19 protein-coding genes are annotated in these 18075 nt (G+C 72.4%); 6 read left to right on the forward strand and 13 right to left on the reverse strand.

Features of this window, described 5'->3' with window-relative positions; genetic code table 11:
- Positions 1 to 7 precede the first annotated feature (7 nt).
- A complete protein-coding gene (locus tag AC0NH5_RS09445; protein WP_474402009.1) occupies positions 8 to 685 on the forward strand; it encodes an SDR family oxidoreductase in 678 nt (225 codons plus the stop codon).
- A gap of 70 nt (positions 686 to 755) precedes the next feature.
- Here the strand turns inward: AC0NH5_RS09445 and bla are convergent, their stop codons facing one another.
- Positions 756 to 1715 (reverse strand): class A beta-lactamase, encoded by a 960-nt coding sequence (gene bla, locus AC0NH5_RS09450; protein WP_474402385.1) that lies wholly within the window; start codon positions 1713 to 1715, stop codon positions 756 to 758.
- A 7-nt stretch (positions 1716 to 1722) separates the two neighbouring features.
- Between bla and AC0NH5_RS09455 the strand changes: the two genes are divergently transcribed.
- Complete coding sequence (locus AC0NH5_RS09455) at positions 1723 to 1977, forward strand: hypothetical protein (protein WP_474402393.1); 255 nt, start codon at positions 1723 to 1725, stop codon at positions 1975 to 1977.
- Positions 1978 to 2051: 74 nt separating this feature from the next.
- On the opposite strand, the gene AC0NH5_RS09460 is transcribed toward AC0NH5_RS09455, so the two are convergent.
- Complete coding sequence (locus AC0NH5_RS09460; protein ID WP_474402010.1) at positions 2052 to 3584, reverse strand: MFS transporter; 1533 nt, start codon at positions 3582 to 3584, stop codon at positions 2052 to 2054.
- A gap of 99 nt (positions 3585 to 3683) precedes the next feature.
- Between AC0NH5_RS09460 and AC0NH5_RS09465 the strand changes: the two genes are divergently transcribed.
- Positions 3684 to 4166 (forward strand): CGNR zinc finger domain-containing protein, encoded by a 483-nt coding sequence (locus tag AC0NH5_RS09465; RefSeq protein ID WP_474402012.1) that lies wholly within the window; start codon positions 3684 to 3686, stop codon positions 4164 to 4166.
- A 41-nt stretch (positions 4167 to 4207) separates the two neighbouring features.
- Here the strand turns inward: AC0NH5_RS09465 and AC0NH5_RS09470 are convergent, their stop codons facing one another.
- From AC0NH5_RS09470 to AC0NH5_RS09480, 3 genes are read right to left on the reverse strand one after another with little or no spacing between them, the layout of a single operon-like run.
- Positions 4208 to 5050 (reverse strand): DUF1028 domain-containing protein, encoded by an 843-nt coding sequence (locus AC0NH5_RS09470; protein ID WP_474402014.1) that lies wholly within the window; start codon positions 5048 to 5050, stop codon positions 4208 to 4210.
- Positions 5047 to 5571, reverse strand: a complete 525-nt coding sequence (locus tag AC0NH5_RS09475; protein WP_474402016.1) for an Imm21 family immunity protein — start codon at positions 5569 to 5571, stop codon at positions 5047 to 5049. The genes AC0NH5_RS09470 and AC0NH5_RS09475 overlap by 4 nt, the downstream gene beginning before the upstream one ends.
- A 34-nt stretch (positions 5572 to 5605) precedes the next feature.
- Complete coding sequence (locus AC0NH5_RS09480; RefSeq protein WP_474402018.1) at positions 5606 to 6349, reverse strand: SAM-dependent methyltransferase; 744 nt, start codon at positions 6347 to 6349, stop codon at positions 5606 to 5608.
- 79 nt (positions 6350 to 6428) lie between these two features.
- Between AC0NH5_RS09480 and AC0NH5_RS09485 the strand changes: the two genes are divergently transcribed.
- A complete protein-coding gene (locus AC0NH5_RS09485) occupies positions 6429 to 6734 on the forward strand; it encodes an antibiotic biosynthesis monooxygenase family protein (RefSeq protein WP_474402020.1) in 306 nt (101 codons plus the stop codon).
- Between the two features lie 7 nt (positions 6735 to 6741).
- On the opposite strand, the gene AC0NH5_RS09490 is transcribed toward AC0NH5_RS09485, so the two are convergent.
- Positions 6742 to 7353 carry a hypothetical protein gene (locus AC0NH5_RS09490; protein ID WP_474402022.1) on the reverse strand — a complete coding sequence of 204 codons (612 nt, stop codon included), beginning with the start codon at positions 7351 to 7353 and terminating at the stop codon, positions 6742 to 6744.
- Positions 7354 to 7637: 284 nt separating this feature from the next.
- Positions 7638 to 8084 (reverse strand): MarR family winged helix-turn-helix transcriptional regulator, encoded by a 447-nt coding sequence (locus AC0NH5_RS09495; protein ID WP_474402024.1) that lies wholly within the window; start codon positions 8082 to 8084, stop codon positions 7638 to 7640.
- A gap of 50 nt (positions 8085 to 8134) precedes the next feature.
- Between AC0NH5_RS09495 and AC0NH5_RS09500 the strand changes: the two genes are divergently transcribed.
- Positions 8135 to 8551 carry a nuclear transport factor 2 family protein gene (locus AC0NH5_RS09500; RefSeq protein WP_474402026.1) on the forward strand — a complete coding sequence of 139 codons (417 nt, stop codon included), beginning with the start codon at positions 8135 to 8137 and terminating at the stop codon, positions 8549 to 8551.
- 608 nt (positions 8552 to 9159) lie between these two features.
- On the opposite strand, the gene AC0NH5_RS09505 is transcribed toward AC0NH5_RS09500, so the two are convergent.
- From AC0NH5_RS09505 to AC0NH5_RS09520, 4 genes are all read right to left on the reverse strand, one after another.
- Positions 9160 to 9606, reverse strand: coding sequence for an OsmC family protein (locus AC0NH5_RS09505; protein WP_474402028.1), 447 nt, complete (start codon positions 9604 to 9606; stop codon positions 9160 to 9162).
- A gap of 44 nt (positions 9607 to 9650) precedes the next feature.
- Positions 9651 to 12050, reverse strand: a complete 2400-nt coding sequence (locus AC0NH5_RS09510) for an MMPL family transporter (protein ID WP_474402031.1) — start codon at positions 12048 to 12050, stop codon at positions 9651 to 9653.
- Between the two features lie 39 nt (positions 12051 to 12089).
- The gene (locus tag AC0NH5_RS09515; protein ID WP_474402033.1) at positions 12090 to 12725 is read right to left on the reverse strand and encodes a TetR/AcrR family transcriptional regulator; all 636 of its coding nucleotides are present in this window, start codon (positions 12723 to 12725) and stop codon (positions 12090 to 12092) included.
- Positions 12726 to 12808: 83 nt separating this feature from the next.
- Positions 12809 to 13477 carry a ThuA domain-containing protein gene (locus AC0NH5_RS09520; protein ID WP_474402034.1) on the reverse strand — a complete coding sequence of 223 codons (669 nt, stop codon included), beginning with the start codon at positions 13475 to 13477 and terminating at the stop codon, positions 12809 to 12811.
- 134 nt (positions 13478 to 13611) lie between these two features.
- Here AC0NH5_RS09520 and AC0NH5_RS09525 point away from each other — a divergent pair, with 134 nt between their 5' ends.
- On the forward strand, positions 13612 to 14400 hold the full coding sequence (locus tag AC0NH5_RS09525) for a maleylpyruvate isomerase family mycothiol-dependent enzyme (protein WP_474402037.1): 789 nt from the start codon (positions 13612 to 13614) through the stop codon (positions 14398 to 14400).
- Positions 14401 to 14417: 17 nt separating this feature from the next.
- Here AC0NH5_RS09525 and AC0NH5_RS09530 read toward each other — a convergent pair whose 3' ends face one another.
- Both AC0NH5_RS09530 and AC0NH5_RS09535 read right to left on the reverse strand, forming a co-directional pair.
- The gene (locus AC0NH5_RS09530) at positions 14418 to 15419 is read right to left on the reverse strand and encodes a LacI family DNA-binding transcriptional regulator (protein ID WP_474402039.1); all 1002 of its coding nucleotides are present in this window, start codon (positions 15417 to 15419) and stop codon (positions 14418 to 14420) included.
- 85 nt (positions 15420 to 15504) lie between these two features.
- A complete protein-coding gene (locus tag AC0NH5_RS09535; protein WP_474402041.1) occupies positions 15505 to 18060 on the reverse strand; it encodes an alpha-L-rhamnosidase in 2556 nt (851 codons plus the stop codon).
- Between the last annotated feature and the right edge of the window lie 15 nt (positions 18061 to 18075).

Below are 18075 nucleotides of genomic sequence, written 5' to 3' on the forward strand. Positions count from 1 at the left end.
GGCCGGCATGCAGATCTCTGGAGCAGTCGCCCTGGTCACGGGCGCGAACCGTGGCCTCGGCAAGCACTTCGCCGAACAACTTCTCGCCCGGGGCGCCAAGGTGTACGCCACCGCCCGCCGGCCGGAGCTGGTGGACCTTCCGGGCGCCACCGTGCTGGCGCTGGACATCACCGACCCGGCGTCGGTCGCGGCCGCGGTGGCCGCCGCGCCGGACGTCACGCTGCTGGTCAACAACGCCGGCGTGGACACCACGACCGGCCTCGTCACCGGCGACCTGGACCGGATCCGGCTGGAACTCGACACCCATTTCTGGGGCACGCTGGCGATGATCCGGGCCTTCGCGCCGCAACTGGCCGGTGGCGCGATCCTCAACGTGCTCTCCGCGATGTCGTGGTTCAACTATCCGGGGCACACCGCCTACGGCGTCGCCAAGGCCGCCGAGTGGAACCTGACCAACGGCGTACGGCTGGAGCTCGCGGAGCAGAAGATACTGGTCACCGCCCTGCACCTGGGAGCGGCGGACACCGACCTCAGCGATTACGACGGGCCCAAGGGCGACCCGGCGGTGCTCGTACGGGCCGGGCTGGACGGGCTGGAGCAGGACCGCGTCGAGGTGGTCGCCGACGAGTGGAGCGCGCACGTGAAGGCGTCCCTGGCCGGCGACCCGGCCGACTTCTACCGCTGAGCTTCGCGGCACCCCCGGGATGGCATCCGGCACCCCGGGGATCCGCTGAGCCGGCCGGGCCACTGTGCCCTCATCGGCGCAACGCCGTGATGACGGCCTTCGTCGCCTCGGCGATCAACGCGTCGCCCGAGGAGGCGTCCGGCACCCCGCGGTCCGACTGGATCGCGATGACCAGTGGGCTGCCGGTGCGCGGCCAGACGACGGCGATGTCGTTGCGGGTGCCGTAGCCCCCGCTGCCGGTCTTGTCCCCGACCTTCCATCCGGAAGGAACACCGGCCCGGATGTACGGGTCACCGGTCGTGTTGCCGCGCAGAAGCTCGGTCAGCTTCTGCCGCCGGGGTTCGGGCAGGGCGTCGCCGAGCACGAACTCCCGCAGGTCGGTGCCGAGCGCCCGCGGCGTACTCGTGTCCCGCCTGTCGCCCGGGGTGGCCTCGTTGAGTGCCGGTTCGTCCCGGCTGATGTCCGTGGTGCTGTCCTTCATCCTGCGCAGTTCCCGTTGCAGTCCCCGCGGGCCGCCGACCTCGTCGAGAAGCAGGTTGGCGGCCGTGTTGTCGCTGTACTGCACGGCGGCGGCGATGAGGGCGTCGACCGACATGCCCGAGGCCACGTGGCGGGACGTGACCGGCGCGTACTCCAGCAGGTCCTTCTCGGTGTATCGGACGACCCGGCGCAGGCCGCCGTCGGACAGGCGATCGAGCAGCACCGCGGCCAGCAGGGCTTTGAACGTCGAGGCGTGCGCGAACCGCTCGTCCGCGCGGTGGGTGACCGTGCGACCGGTGCCCGTGTCGATCGCGTAGACGCCGAGACGGGCGGCGAACCGGCGTTCGAGCTCCCCGAACTCGCGCAGGCCGGCGGCAGGCTGCGCCGTGGCCGACTCTGCGGCGGCCGGCTGCGCGGCGGCCGACGCGGCAGCGGGGGCGGACGGTGCGGGTGACGGGTCGGCCGCGGTCACGCCGCACCCGGTCAGCAGCGCGCTGACGAGGACCAGCGGAAGTGCTCCGAGGGCAGGGCGAGTCATGTCCCCGAGCATGCGGACCGTGATCCATGCAGTCAAAGACACAACCGACAAGATCCATGCATTCTTGGCACCGCATGAGGCCGTCGACCTGATCGGAGCATGCCGGGCCTTCGTCCACGTCGGTGAGCGGGCCGGCTTCACGCTCGGCGCGGCGGCCGCCGGCGTGCCCCAGCCCGTGGCCGGCCGGCGGATCGCCGCCGGCGCAACAGCGGTTCGGGGAACGGCTGTTCGACCGGACTGCCCGGCGTGCCGTGCTGACCGCTTCCGGACGTGAGATGCCGCCGCCGGCGAGACGGCACGCGCCCCGCACGACCACCTCCGCGCCCACCGCACGTGACGACTGCGGCATCATCCTCGACGGGCGGGGGTGCGCAAGCCGACCCAGGCCAGAGCCGCCATCGCCACCATGATGACGGTGGCCACGCCGCTGAGCGTGCCGAAGGCGGTCTCGAACGCCGTTCGGGCGTACGCCAGCAGTTCCGCGCCCTGCGCGCCGGGCAACGTCGCCGCCAGAGCTGCGGCGTCGCCAGTCGTGCGGCCGGCCTCGGCGACCATGTCGGGCGGCAGGCCGGGCACATCGCTCATCCGATGCCGGTAGACCGCGATGCTGAGCGAACCCAGCAGCGCGATGCCGAGCGCGCCGCCCAGTTCCGCGCCGGTCTCCGCGACCGCCGCGGCCGACGCCGCCTGCCGGTCACGGCCGCTGCTGACGATCATCTCGGTGGCGACCGCGTACACCGGGCCCAGGCCCACCGAGAAGAGTGACCCACCGGCGACGACGAGCGCCAGATCGGCGGGCGCCGCCGGTCCGGTGACGGCGACCAGGGTCAGCAGGGCGCAGCCGGCCGCGATGAGGGACAGGCCGGTGACGATGATCGCGGCGGCCGGGAGGCGGCGGACGACGATCGGGCTCAGCGCCGAGGCGGCCAGGTAGGCGAACACGGACGGCAGCGTCCAGAGTCCGGCCTGCAACGCCGACAGGCCGAGACTCCATTGCAGGTATTGCGCGACCGCGACCTGAGTGGCGTAGAGGGTGAAGAACGTCCACGTATTGGCCGCGAGGGCGATCCGGACGCCCGCGGCACGGAACGGCGCCGGGTTGATCATCGGCTGGGCGGTGCGGCGCTGTCGTCGTACGAACGCGGTTGCTGTCGCCGCACCCAGCAGGAACGCCGCGAGGACCTCGACCGTGCCGCCGTTCTCGGCCGCACGTTTGACCGCGTAGACCATGCTCAGCAGGGCGACCAAGCTCTGCGCCGCGCCCAGGGTGTCGAACCGTGCCGCCTCGCCGGGCCGGGACTCCGGCAACAGCCGGGGGCCGAGCGTGAGCAACAGAACGGTCACGGGCACGGCGGGCAGGAAGACGGCGCCCCACCAGAAATGGGCGAGCAGGGCGCCACCGGCGACCGGGCCGATCAGTCCGCCCAGGGAGAAGCTCGCGGTCCACACACCGATCGCTGTGGCACGCTGACGGCGGTCGGCGAACATGGTCCGGATCAGGGCGAGGGTGGACGGCATCAGCGCCGCTCCGGCCAGACCCATCAGCAGGCGGGCGCCGATCAGCTCGCCGGGCGACCGGGCGAACGCGGCGGCCGTCGCAGCCGCGGAGAACACCGTCGCCCCGAGGAGCAGAAGGCGGCGCCGGCCGATGCGGTCACCGAGCGCGCCCATCGCCAGCAGGGCACCGGCCACCAGGAACACGTAGCCGTCGACGATCCACAACAGCTGGGCGCCGCTGGGGTGCAGGTCGGCCGTGATCGCCGGGGTGGCGAGGTTGAGGACGTGGCTGTCCATCGAGACCAGCAGACAGGGCAACACCAGCACGATGAGGCCGGCCCAGTCGCGGGCGGTGGCGGTGGGGATCTGTTCGGTCGTGCGCACAACGGCACCTCCGTAACGTGATGAATGCCGTTTTGACGTTACGGCTCTCGCCGTCAGCATGCAACGCCATTACTTCGTTCATCGCGTTACGATGGCGGGGTGCAGACGCCCGTACGACCCATGGAGATCACCGAGCTGGTGGCGCTCGTCAACGACTGGGGCAGCCGGCCGGTCGAGGTAGGACATCGGGACAGGCCCGGCGCCGACCCCGAGCGGGCCCAGGTCGCCGACCGCGTGCACGCGGTCTTCGCGGACGGTGATCCGGCCGGGCGCGCGGCGGCTGTGACGGCGATGCTCGCCGCCGCCGGGGTTCGGCCCGGGCTGACCGTCACGGCGGACGGACCGGCTGCGTCGTGGTCGGTGCCCCGGGCGCGGGACGCGCTGCTCGCCTCGGCGGCTCTCGCCCTCCGTGGCCACCTCGCCGCCCACCCGGACCGGCTCGGCGTCTGCCATGACCGGCACTGCGCCGACGTCTACGTCGACGCCTCGCCCGCCGGGCATCGCCGGTTCTGCTCGCTCACCTGCCAGAACCGCAGCCGGGTGGCCTCGTTCCGGGAACGCAGGCGCCGCTCCGCGGGGTGACGCACGCGGCGATCACCTGTCGGCGGCCGTCGATCCCGGCCTCAGGCAGTGGTGCCTCCCGAGCGCAACTGGGCCAGCACCAGGGGGTCGATCGACCCCGGCACGATCCGCTCCTCCAGGTTCTCGATGCCGGCCCAGCTCGCCAGCGCCTCGTCCAGGTCGGGGCCGGCATGACCGGCCTTCGCGAGCCTGGCGCGCACCTCGTCCGCCGTCGCGCCGGTGAGCGGGATCAGCGTGGCCGGGTCGGGGCGCTCGAAATAGAGCGAGTGCAGCTCCAGCAGGCGGGCCAGCTCGGCCACCGGGTCCGGGTGGTCGTCGACCCGCAGGTCGGCGACGACGTCGCTGGTGCCGCCGTAACCCATGCCCTTCGCCACGACGAGCAGGGCGGCACTCTGCCGGCCGCGCCGGTCGCCGCCCGCCAGGTCGCCGGCGCGCAGCGCGCTGAGCAGCCGGTACGGCAACCGCGGCTGATCCGCGCCGGCCAGCCACACGGCCTCCATGTCGGCGACCACCCGCGGCCCGGCCAGCATGTTGCCCTGGATCGCGTAGCCGTCGCCGGCCGCACCGCCCGCCCACGGGTGACACCGGTCGCCGGTGAAGGTGGCGCCGGGACCCGCCACGCCCACCACACCGACCTGCCGGTGCGTGACCGGGCCGGCGTCAGCGGCGGTCAGCGCCCGCACCGTGCCGGTCGCGGTCACCCCGGTGCCGAGCAACGACAACGCCTGCGGGCGATAGGCAAGATTCGCGTACGACTGGGTCGCGACCGCTCCGACGCCGGCCAGAGCAGCCGGGACGGCCGCACCGACACCGAGGAACTTGCTGGCCACGGCGACGCCCAGGGCGACGCCGTCGGCGGAGCGGGCAACGATCGAGAAGGTCATGGCGAGACGGTAACCGGAGACCGGGCCGAACGTTCGATGGACCGCGTGGGCTGCAGCTGGACGAGGATCATCCAGTTGTCACCGTCGGTGTGGGTGGTTGCCCGGACGCGGTAGGTGCCCGCCGGCAGAGCGGCCGTCAGGTGGTTGTCGCGCTCCAGCTCCGTGCCGGGCCAGGCGGCGTCGAACATCACGACCGGTCCGTCCGTGACCCAGCGGACATCCTCGTCGGTGTCCCACTCGAGGCCGGCGCTCACTGCCCGGCGCGCGGCGTTCACCAGGTCGTCCTCCCGATCGGCGGCCACCCAGCGGACGAAAAGCCGTTCCGGGGGCAGGTACGTCGTCGTTGCCGGCTCGTCACCCAGCACGAGCGCGTGCTGGTCGCCCAGAGCGACGAGACCGAGGTATCCGTCGATCGCGCAGGCCCGGTCGTAGTCGTCGCCGGCGCCGGACCACAGCGACAGTGCCGACTGCGGTGCGACGAGCAGCGGTCCACCGCCCGAGGACACCCACGTGTACCGCAAGGTCGTACCCCCTGAAGTCGATGGTGGCGAACGCTCAGATGCGGCGCAGGACGAGTGTCACGAAGCCCAGGACGCCGCGGTACCCGCGCAGCCACTGAGCACGGTGCTGGTGAGCGACGGCGAGCGCCTCGGCCGCATCCGGGTGTCCGGGATTGTCCAGCGCCCACTCGGTGAGCGAACCGGTCCACGACCATTCGTAGTCGTCCCACTCGGCGGTGTCGCTGACATGCGCGTACACCGGCGTCCACCCGGCCAGCCGCGCGGCGTCGACCAGGCCAGGCAGGTCGGTGTGGTCCTCAGGTTTCGCATCGAGCGCCGCGAGCGCCTCGGGCGCCGGCGGCATCTGCCAGAACCCCTCCCCGACGATCAGGATGCCGTCAACGGTCACATGTCGGCCGGCTAACTCCAGTGTCTGCCCGAAACCGCCCAGCGCGTGCGTCGACCCGACGCACAGGACCAGGTCGTGATCGCCGTCCGGCACGTACGCCCGGGCGTCCCGCTCGTGCAGCGTGAGCCGGTCGGCGAGGCCACGTTCGGCAGCGGCGGCAGCAGCGCGTTCGAGGGCGTACGGGCTGACGTCGACGCCGTCCGCATGCCCGTCGGGGTGGTGGGCGAGGGCGTGCAGCGCCCAGGCGCCCTCCCCGCAGCCGAGGTCGAGGATGCGGGCGGCCGGGCCGCGCGCCGCCCGGCGCAGGATCCGGTTGAGGTTGACCTCGAAGATCGGGGCCGCGATCGGGTGATGCGAGTGCGCGATGCTGCTGAGCCGTTGACGATCCATCGCCGCAGTCAACAGGAATCCGGTCGGCGCACGCACCCGGATTGCGGCGGGTAGCGGCGGCCCCGGCAGAATCCGATCCATGATCATGCGAATCTGGCGCACGCAGGTAGTCCAGGGCCGTATCGCGGAGTACGAGCGCTTCGCCGCCGAGCAGTCACTGCCGATGTTCGCCGCGCAACCCGGCTTTCAGGGGCTGCTCTTCGGCCGCGACGGCAACCGGTGCACGGTCGTCACGCTCTGGCAGGACGAGGCGGCGGCGGACGCCCTCGAAGTCTCACCGGCGTACCGGGAGACGGTCGCACGCATCACAGCCACGGGGTTCCTCGAAGGGGCGTCCACCGTGGAACGCCTGACGGTGCACGGCAGTCACCTGCCGGCCCGTTGACGCCCGGTCAGCTCTTCGTCTCGATCTCCGCGCGCATGTCCGGGAAGTCGCCCTTGACGTCCACCGCGGTCTCGTAGAAGTACAGGAACATGCCGACGCTGCCCTCGTCGGCCCAGCCGCAGATCGCCACGTCCTCCTTGCCGACGACGGTGGTGCCGCACTGCGCCACCCCGCCGAGCGAGCCGGTGCTGGCAGGCGAGACCCCGGTGAGCTGGTTCTCCCCGCTGAACGACTGGAACACCGTGTCGAGCATCCGCTGCGGGTCGTCGATGTCGACCTCGGCGGCGAGCGCGGCGGTCATCTTCTTGTCGGCGAGGGAGCCGTAGACGGCCCCGAACGCGTTCGCCGCGCCCGGGTAGCCCTCCAGCTCCTTCGCCAGGTCCGTGGTGAGCGAGGACAGCTCCTCGGCCTCGATCTTGGGCTGGCCGTTCAGCGTGTCGGGCTCGCTGATGCTGATCTCGCCCTCCGGCGCCGCTTCGCTCGGACCGGGACTCGGGCTCTCCCCCTGTGCGACGCCGCCGGTCCCGCCCCGGAAGGTCTCACCGACCAGGTAGAACACGACGCCGCCGCCGACGAGGACGACCAGCGCGATCGCCACCGAGAGCAGGGTGATCGCCACGGTCCGCGATCTGGCCGGCGGCGCCGGCGGCATCGGGAACCCGGGCCGGCCGTATCCCGGCGGACCATACGGAGGCGGACCGTAGCCGGGCTGACCATAATCGGGCGGGCCGAGGAACGGCTGCGTGGGCTGCGGTGCGGCGTACGGGTCGACGGGTGGCGGGAGCGGTTCACCGGGTGACGGCGGATACGGCGGAGGGTACGTCATCTACGCTCCAGGACTCGATCTGTCAGTGGATACTAGCGACGCCGTCTTACGGCACGGCCGACACGGGTCCGCGGCCTTCATCTGCCTGCCTCGTCGAGGGCGTTCTGTGCTCGTACCAATCGATCCATGAGGGTTATGAAGGTTGTGACGTCCTCGTCCGGCCACCCGGCGGTAAGCGTCCGCAGCACGTCGTCCTGCCATGCATGGGCCTGACGCAGCAGTTCGGTTCCGGCCGGCGTGCCGGCGACAGTGGACGCCGCCCCGACCCGGTGCGGCGCCTGCCGGGTGACGAGTCCGCGCCGCTCGGCGCCGGACACCATCCGGCTCACGCCGGACTGATCCAGTCCGAGTTCCCGCGCCACATTGTTGATCGAGGCGGGCCGCTGCCGCCCGGCGAGGGCGTGCACCGCCTCCAGCACCATCACGTCGCGGCCGCGCCGGGCGTCGGCGCCCAGGCCGGACCCGGTCCACCGGCGTGACCAGAAGCGGACGAACGAGAACAACGCTTGACCGGTGACCTTCATCAGATTCCTCCGCTGACGCGCGTCGTATGCATTTCGCATATTATTCGCGCATGCAGAACGCATACGAAGAGGCCGGCAAGCTGGAAGACCTGATCAGCGCTTGGCACGACGCGGTCAACACCCGCGATCTCGCCGCCGCGCGGGCCCTGGTGACCGACCCGGTGGAGGTTTCCGGGCCGCGCGGGACACACTCCATCACGGCACAGGCTTTCGCCGACTGGATCATCACGTCCGGGATCCGGCTCCGCCCGCTGTCCGCCCACCGCATCGACGACGTCACCATGCTCATCGAGCAGGAGGCCACCTGGCCCGACAACGTCGACACGGCAGCGGCGGCAACGCCACCCACCCTCGTGGCCACGTTGTTCACAGCGCGCGGCGGCGCCCTCCACAGCATCCGCCGGTTCGACTCGCCGGCCGACGCCCGGAGCGCGGTTCACCCGCAGGCGCCGCGATCCGCGCAGTAGCGGACGCCGGCATGCGTGCCGATGACGTTCGGCGCGCGGTGACCGCCTGCCATCCCCCACCGCCGCGCGAGCGTAGCGGCCACGCGATCCCGAAAGCGGCGCCGGCGCCGAGCGGCACGACCACCACGGCCACCAGGAAACAGAACACCGAAAAGCCGGGCAACCCGCGGGGTACGCCGTTGGCCACCCGGATCGCGCCGGCACGGCCGGCCTGTGCCGGCGCGAACGCAGCGACGACGCTGGTCGCGATCGGCAACGGCAGGTCCCACCACGGCCAGCGCACCCGGCCCGCGTCACCGGGGACGTCCAGGAGATCAGTACCGTCGGCATCCAGCCGAACCACCGCGACAGCCACGCGCAGACCAGGGCGAACAACGCGAACGTCACCAGACCCAGCAGGGCGGCACCCCCCACCGGGACCCTAACCGGACGTGCTGCTCCCGGGCCGGAGCCAGCCCCCGCTTGAGCCGCCCGGTGCCTCAACCTCGACCGGTCGAACAAACCGTCGGCATGCGGCACGTGGCGACCCGCATCGCATCGTTCCGCGACGGGATCACCACCCGTGTCCTCAGGTCTTCCCCACTGACGGCAGCCGGCCCGTCGTCATCTCAAGGCTTCGCGTCCCGGTCGCCGGTCTGGAACGTCGACACGGGGGTGCCCATCTCCACGGTGCGGGTGACGGTGCACAAGCGGTCGTGTGACTGCCGCACCAGGCGGGGCACGATGGCGCGTGCGCGGTCGCCCTCCTCGCCCTCCGGGAAGACGACGTCGAACTCGATCTCCAGGTTCTCCATCCGGTTGATGCCGTCGCCGTCCCGGATCTTGTCGCCGCGCACTTCGACGACGAAACGGACGGGTTCCGCCCGGCGGGCGGCCACCAGGTCCACGTCGATCGCGCTGCACCCGCCCAGGGCGGCGAGCAGCAACTCGACCGGCGTGAACCTGTCGTCCTCACCGGTGCCCAGCGGGATGACTCCGCCGCGTACGTTGCGGACGTCGTATTCGCCGGTGGCGGTACGGGTGATCTCCACCGACCGCACTCGTTCGTTGGTCATGCCGAGCCACGCTACGCGCCCTGCGCAGGTGGCTCGGCTGCCTCCTACCGCTGGAGCTGACGCGATACGAGGACGGGCTCGGGCTCGGGCACGGCCGGGTGCCGGCGTTCCAGGGCGGCGCCCTCGACGTTGACGTTGGGCAGGATCCGGTCCAGCCGGCGGGGGATCCACCAGGCCGAGCGCCCGAGCAGGTGCATGATCGCCGGGATGAGCAGCATGCGGACCAGGAAGGCGTCGGCCAGCACGCCGAAGGCCAGGCCGAAGCCGAGCGATCGGATCATCGTGGTGTGCGAGAAGATGAAGCCGCCGAAGACGGAGATCATGATGATGGCGGCGGCGGTGACCACGGTGCGGCCCGCGTGCAGGCCCCGGCGGACGGCGAGCCGGGCGGGGGCGCCGTGGGCGTACGCCTCACGCATGCCGGAGACCAGGAACAGCTGATAGTCCATGGCCAGGCCGAACAGGATGCCGATCAGGATGGTCGGCAGGAAGCTCAGCACCGGGCCGGGGTCGTGGACGCCGAAGAGGGCGCCGAGCCAGCCCCACTGGAAGATCGCCGTGATGCCGCCGAAGGTGGCGAACAGCGACAGCACGAAGCCGAGGGTCGCGGTGAGCGGGACCAGGATCGAGCGGAAAACGAAGATCAGGATCAGGAGCGAGAGGCTGAGTACGACCCCGAGGTACGTGGGCAGCGCGTCGGACAACTGTTCCGAGATGTCGATGTTGCCGCTGGCGCTGCCGGCCACGCCGAGCGTGACGCCCGTGTCGATCGGTGACAGCCCGCGCAGGTCACGGACGAGTTGAGCGGTGGTCTCGCTGTTCGGCCCCTCGACGGGGACGACCTGGAAGGCGATCAGCGTGTCGTCGCTGGACCGGCCGATCGGGGCGACCGCGGTGACGTTGTCCTGGCCGAGGATCACGGTGCCGATGCGGGCCTGCTCGGCGAGCGCGTCGTCGCCGGTGACCGGGGCCGGCAGCTCGGCGACGACCAGCAGCGGGCCGTTGACGCCGGCCCCGAACTTCTCCTCGATCAGCTGGTACGCCTGGTACTGCGTGGTGTCCTGGCCCTCCGAGGAGCCGTCCGGCAGCCCCAGCCGCATGGACAGCGCCGGCAGCGCCAGCACGATCAGAACGGCCAGGCCGGCGACCGCGGTGAGCAGCGCCCGGGTGGTGGTCATCGGCGTCACCGGGGCGCGGCGGGCGTGGGACTGCCCGATGCGGGCCCGCGCCCTGCGGGTGAGGATCCGCGGGCCGAGCAGCGCCAGCAGGGCCGGGGTGAGGGTGACGGCGATGACGACGGCCACGGCCACGCAGATCGCGCCGACGGTGCCCATCATGCCGAGGAAGCCGATGCCGGTGACGTTGAGCGCGAGCAGCGCGACCAGCACGGTCGCGCCGGCGAACACCACGGCGTTGCCGGACGTGCCGTTCGCCAGGGCGATCGACTCGTGCAGGTCGACGCCGTCGAGCAGTTGGCGGCGGTGCCGGTTGAGGATGAACAGGCTGTAGTCGATGCCGACCGCCAGGCCGAGCATCACGCCCAGCACCGGGGTGATCGACAGCATCTCGACGGCGCCGGAGAGCGCCAGCGAGGCGGTCACGCCGACACCGACGCCGACCATCGCGGTCAGCAGCGGCAGGGCGGCCGCGACGAGTGCGCCGAGCATGACGAGCAGGGTGATCGCGGCGACGACGAGACCGATGACCTCGCCCACGCCGAAGACCTGCGGCACGCTCTGGGTGATCTCGTTGGAGAAGTCCGCCTCGACCCCGGCCGGGACGCCGGCGCCGACGTGGTCGACGACGCCTTCCTTGGTCTCCGGTGTGACGTCGAGTTGCGCCTGCTCGAAGACGACCGCCGCGACGGCGGTGGTGTCGTCGACCGAGACCATGCGAATCTTCGAGGACATGTCCAGCAGCTGCTGCGACAGTTCGAGCTTGGTGGCCTGCGCGTCGAGTTCGGCCCGCTGCGCGCCGAGCTGCCGGCGCTGCGCCTCCGGCAGGCTGTCCGCCGCCTTCTCGGCCTGTTCCAGCTTCGCGCGGCTCGCGGTGATCTGCTGCTGACCGCCCTGGACCTGCCGCGTCTGCTCGGCCAGCTGCTGCCGGGTGACGAAGGGGTCGGTGGTGGAGGCCACGCCGGCCAGGTCACCGGTGCTCTTCAGCAGCGCGCCGATCGCCGTACGCTGATCGGCGGTGAACGCCGAGCCGCCGGCGGTGTGGAACACGATCGTCCCGCTGCCGCCGCTGGCGCTCGGGAACTCCCGCGCGAGCTGGTCGGTGACCTTCGCCGTCGCCGTTCCCGGGATGGTCACCTGCGACGACAGGGTGCCGCCGAGGACGAGGTACGCGGTGACGGACACGCCGAGAACCACCAGCCAGGTGATCAGGGTGGTCCAGGCACGCCGGGCGCAGAGACGCCCGACGCGGTACAGCAGTTCAGCCATGGTGGCATGCTCTTTCGGTTCGGTCAGGGGTGGCGTGGGTCAGTAGCCCGCGCGGATGGTCGCGATGAGCCGCTCCAGCAGCTCGTTCCAGAGGGTCCGGGCCGCCTCGTCGGTGGCCGCGCCGGTCGCCGCGAGCCAGTGCTCGGCGATCACCTCGGTGCCGTGCATGAGGGAGCTGACCAGGAGCTCCGCCTCGAGGGGGTCCAAGCCTGCGTTGCGGTCCGCGAGCTCACGCGCCAGGTCGGTCGCGGTGCGCGCGAACGTCGCCTGCACGATCTGGCGCGGGCGCGGATCGTCGGTCCCGAAGCCGCCGAGGGCCCGCCAGAGGAAGGCGATGAGGCCCGGCACGTCGGTGGCGCGCAGCGCCGCCGCGACGGTCTCGAACATCGCGGTGCGGCTGCCCGGCCCGGCCGGCTCCACGGTGACCAGCGCCCGGAAGTTGTCGATCACGACGGCGAGGACCTCGGTGCAGACCGTGGTGACGACGTCGTCGACGGAGGCGAAGTGGTTGAAGACTGTACGCCGGGAGACGTCGGCCCGTTCGGCGAGCTGATCGACGCTGAACCGGGCGGCTCCGCCCTCGACGATCAGCGCCTTGGCCGCGTCCAGGATCGCCCGATGGTGCCGGGCCTTCAGCGCTGTCCGCCGGTCGGGCGGTACGGCAGCCGTCGTCATGTCGTTACACTAAATGCAACCTTGCACCGAGTGCAAATACTCGCGATGTGATGCTCGCCCGGTTCGTCAGCAGGCTGGGCCGTTCACCGCGAGCGGGGCGCCGTCGCCCATCGAAGGCCGCCCCGCAGGTGATCCACCAGCGCCGGCTCCGCGTACGACTCCACCGTGTGGCCCAGCGCGGTGTAGAACGACCGCCCGCCGAGCCGGTCGTGGCACCAGGCGAGCGGGTGGTCGGCGCCCATCGCACCACCGGCGTACGACTGCTCGTCCACCCGCAGCAGGACCCGCACCGACGGGTCGGGGCGGCCGCGGAAGTCGTACCACTCGTCGGTGCGCTCCCAGACCGCCGGCAGGTGGGCCGTCGCCGGGTGGCCGGGGTCGGCCACGATGACCCGGGCCGGCTGGACCTCCGGGTGCTTGTCGAAACGCGCGCCGACGAGGTCGCCGAAGAACGGCCAGTCATCCTCGCTGGTGGACGCGGCGTGGATGCCGGCGAACCCGCCGCCACCGCGGACGAAGCCCTCGAGCGCCGCCCGGCCGACCGGCCCGCCGCACGTGGCGCCGCTGGTGCTGAGGAAGACGACGGCGGCGAAACGGGCGAGTTCGCCGGCCGTGAGCACAGCAGGATCCTCCGTGGCGACCACGTCGAAGCCGTCCGTGCGGCAGATCTCCGTCATGGCCACGACGCCGGCCGGGATGGACTCGTGCCGATAGTCGGTGGTCCGGCTGTAGACCAGGATCCTCGGGGTCACGACGGCCGGACCGGATCGCCCGGCACGGAAACGTCCCCGGGGTGGTGCAGCCGTCGGCGTGGCATGGCTCCTCCGGGGACGACGGCACTGATGCGGAGCGATTGTAACCACCGGTCTCGGTAGGCTCACCGATCATGACGACCTTTGCCGCCCGTACCATCGCGGCCCTCCGCAGCGAACACGACACTCTCGCCGGCGTGGTCCGCGCCCTCACCGCCGAGCAGCTCACCGGACCGTCCGGCGCCGCCGAGTGGACCATCGCCGACGTCCTGTCCCACCTGGGCAGCGGCGCGGAGATCACGCTCGCCGGTCTGCGCGCGGCCCTGGGCGAGGCCGAGGCGCCCGGCCCGGACTTCAACCAGGGCGTCTGGGACCGGTGGAACGCGCTGAACCCGCAGGACCAGGCCGCCGGCTGGGCGGAGTCCGACACCGCACTGGTGACGGCGCTCGAAGCCGTACCGGAGCAGCGACACGACGACCTCCGGATCGACGTCGGGTTCCTGCCGGAGCCGCTGTCGCTCGCGTCGTTCGCCGCGATGCGGCTGAGCGAGGTGGGCCCGCACGTCTGGGACGTCCGCGTCGGCATCGACCCGGCGGCGACCCTCGCCGAGCCGTCCGCGGCCCTGCTGGCCGAACACTTCTGCGGCGATCTCGGTGTGCTGCTCGGCTTCATCGGCAAACCGGCCGCGGCGCACGAACACGCCGTCGTGGAGATCAGCGGCATGCCGTACCGCATCGTCCTCGAGGACAAGGCGCGGTTCGCCACCCAGGAGCCGGCGGCGACCGCGACGTTCGCCGGGCCGCTGGAGTCGGCGCTGCGGCTGGTCTACGGCCGGCTGAAGCCGCAGCACACCCCCGCGGGCGTCGAGGTGACCGGCAACATCTCCCTCGACGAGTTGCGCGCCGTCTTCCCCGGATTCTGACGGGCCGGTCCGCCGTTTCAGGGACGAGGCGGGACGGTGGACTCGCGGACCGTCAGCTGCGGTTCGAAGACCACATCCTCGGCCGGCTTCCCCGGATCGGTCACCAGGTCGAGGATGAGGCGCACGGCGGCCGCCCCGATCTCGGCCGCGGGCTGGTGCACGCTGGTCAACCCGACGGCGCCGGCCGCGCTGGCCAGGTCGGTGTCGTCGAAGCCGACGACGGCGAGGTCGTCCGGGACGCGCAGGCCGGAGCGGGTGGCGACCTGGACGACACCCGCGGCGATGAGGTCGTTGGCGCAGAAGACAGCCGTCGGGCGCCGGTCCTCATCGAGTCCGGTCAGGTGGCTGCCGGCGGCCCGGCCGTCGGTCAGGCCGGCGCCGGGGGTGCCGATCCAGGTGAGTTCCGCGCCGGCTTCGGCGGCGGTCCGGGCAGCGCCCTGGTACCGCTCGTCGTGGCGCCATCCGGCGAAGGCGAGTCGCCGGTGGCCGTTGTCGAGCAGGTGCCGCGCGGCCAGGACGCCGCCGAGGAAGTCGTCGCTGCGCACGGCGCTGCGGCGGCGGCCGGGGACCTCGCGGGCCAGCACGACCACCGGTGTGCCGCCCTGTTCGATGGTGTCGAGCAGCGGGTCCGCCACGTCGTTCGGGGTGATGATCAGGCCGTCGAGCCGGCGTTCGGCGAGGCGGTGCAGCAGTCGCTGCTCGCGGGCGCGTTCGCCGAGTCCGGTGTGGAACAGGGCGATGTCGGCGCCGGCCCCGGTGGCGGCCTGTTCGGCGCCGGCGGCGACCTCGGCGAAGAACGGGTTGCCGAAGTCGAGGACGACCAGACCGATGGTGCGGGTACGACCGACGCGCAGCGCCCGGGCGGCGGCGTTGGGCACATAACCCGCCGCCTGCATCGCCTGCCGGACCCGCTCGCGGGTCTCCGGATTGACCAGGTGCGGGCGGTTGAGGGTGTTGCTGACGGTGCCGTCGGAGACTCCGGCCAGGCGGGCGACGTCCCGGATCGTTGCGCGCGCCACCGTCGTCCCCACTTGTCTGCTCTGCCTTCGCGGCTACCGCCGTGGGCAGCTCCCGGCCCCCAGCGTACGGGAGCCGCCCACGGCCTCAGAAATGCTCGCGCGCCGGGAGGGGCGCGATGGGGTCGTCCACCGCCGGCCGGTGCCCGGCCGTGAAGGTGTGCTCCCCCGCGCCCACGGTGACCGGCTCCTGTCCGGGCAGCTCGACGACGGCGTCGCAGCCGGGCGGCACGGTCACGTCGACGTGCAGGACGTCGTCGTCGCGGCGCCACCGGACGGCGGCCACGCCGTACGGTGTCCGGTGCCGGGCGGCGGCCGAGGTGAGCCCGCCGCCGGGCTGCGGGCGCACGTGCAGCATCCGGTAACCCGGTGCTGCCGGCGCCAGGCCCGCGACGGTGCGGTGCAGCCAGTCCGCGACGGCGCCGAGGGCGTAATGATTGAACGACGTCATGGCGCCGGGGTTGATCGACCCGTCCGGGAGCATGCTGTCCCAGCGTTCCCAGATCGTGGTGGCGCCCATGGTGACGGGGTACAGCCACGACGGCAACCGGCGCGACAGCAGCAGCCGGTAGGCCTCCTCCAGATGGCCGGCGCCGGTGAGGGCGTCCAGGACGAGCGGGGTTCCGGCGAAGCCGGTGCCGATCCGGAACTCGCCGTCGCGGACCAGTTCGGCCAGCCGGTTCCCGGCGTGCACCCGCTGGTCCGCGGAGAGCAGGCCGAAGCACAGGGCCAGGGCGTACGCGGTCTGGGTGTCCGAGACGCACCGGCCGCTGGCGGTGACGAACTCGCGGCGGAAGCCCGCGGTGACCCGGTCGGCGAGGTCGGCGTGGCGGGCGGCGTCGTCGGTCTTGCCGATCAGCTGCGCCTGGCGGGCGAGCAGCCGCGCGGAGTGGGCCAGATAGGCGGTGGCAACCAGGTACGGGTCGGTGCGCGCCTGCTGCGGCCGGTCCGGCGGGGCGGCCGGGTCCAGCCAGTCGCCGAGTTGCAGGCCCTGCGCGATGACGTCGCGGTCGTCGAGCAGGCGCCGGCAGCCCTCGATCCAGGCGCGGGCGGTGTCGTACCCGCGCAGCACCGGCCCGAGGTCGCCGGCCCGGTCGTACAGCACCAGCGGCACCACCGTGGTGACGTCGCCCCAGACCGCGCAGTGGAACTGCGGGAAGCTCGTGGTGATGTGCGGGACGTAGAGCGGGACGAGGCCGTCGTCGCCGGTCTCGGACGCGACGTCGGTGAGCCAGTCGGCGATGCTGCCGGTCGCGTCGTACAGGAACGCGGCGGTGGGGGCGAAGACCTGGAGGTCACCGGTCCAGCCGAGGCGTTCGTCGCGTTGCGGGCAGTCGGTGGGCACCGAGACGAAGTTGCCGCGCATGCTCCACCGCACGTTCTCGTGCAGTCGCTCGACGAGCGGGTCGGAACACGTGAAGGTGCCGGTCTCGGCCATGTCGTCGTGGCAGACGACGGCGACGACATCGGCCGGGCCGAGGTCGCCGGGCCAGCCGGTGATCTCCGCGTAGCGGAACCCGTGGTACGTGAACCGCGGCTCCCACGTCTCGGGCCCGGCGCCGGCCAGCACGTAGGTGTCGTGGGCGACGGCGGTGCGCAGCGGCCGGGTGCACAGGCGGCCGTTCTCGAGCACCTCGGCGTGCCGGATGCCGATCTCGGTGCCGGCCGGGCCGGTGACGGTGAGACGCAGCCGGCCGGCCAGGTTCTGCCCGAAGTCGATCAGGTGGGTGTCGTCGTCGAGGCGGGTGATGCGGGCCGGCGGCAGGTCCTGGATGCGGCGGACCGGTGGTCCGGCGGGTGCGGTCAGCTCACCGGCCGTCACCTGCTTGGGCTGTACGGGACTCCAGCCGGCCGGTTCGACGCGGGCGTCGTGGTGCTCGCCGTCGTAGATGCCGGACGTCAGGATCGGCCCGTACGCCCAGGTCCAGGTGCCGTCGGTGACGATCTGCTCGACGGTGCCGTCGGCGTAGTGCAGTTCGAGCTGGGCGAGCAGGGCGGTGTCCGGGCCGTACCGTTCGCCGACGCGGTTCCAGCCGTACTCCCCCCGCCACCAGCCGTCGGCCAGCCAGCCGCTGATCGTGTTGGCACCGGGTTCGAGCAGCCCGGTGACGTCGTGGGTCCGATAGGTGAGCCGGTGGTGGTAACTGGTCCACCCGGGCGCGAGCACGTCGTCGCCGACCCGTGAACCGTTCAGCTCCAGCTCGTAGAGGCCGCACGCGGTCGCGTACACCCGGGCCCTGCGCAGTCCCGCCCGGACGGTGAAGTCGCGTCGCAGCAGCACCGGCCGCCGGTCGCCGGGGCTGAGGTCGGCGGAGCCGACGAAGGCGGCCGTCCAGTCGCCGGGCTCCAGCAGGCCGGCCTCGACCGTGGTGGGCTCGCTCCACCCGCTCGGCCCGGGGTGCCCGTCGAGCCAGACCCGCACCCGCACCTCGGCCTGCTCGCGGGAGGCCAGTGCCGGGCCGGGCCACGGCACCAGCACGCTGTCACCGGAGTCGATCCGGCCGCCGGCCCGCCCGTTGATCTCGATCTCGTAGGCCTGCTGGCGCGCACCGGGCCGGCCGGTCTCGATCCGCCAGGACAGGCGCGGGGTGCGTTCGCCGATGCCGAGCGGCTGGTCGTGGTGTTCGATGCGGGGCGCGGACACGCGCACGCCCGCCGG

This window comes from Actinoplanes sp. 13, from assembly GCF_056134165.1.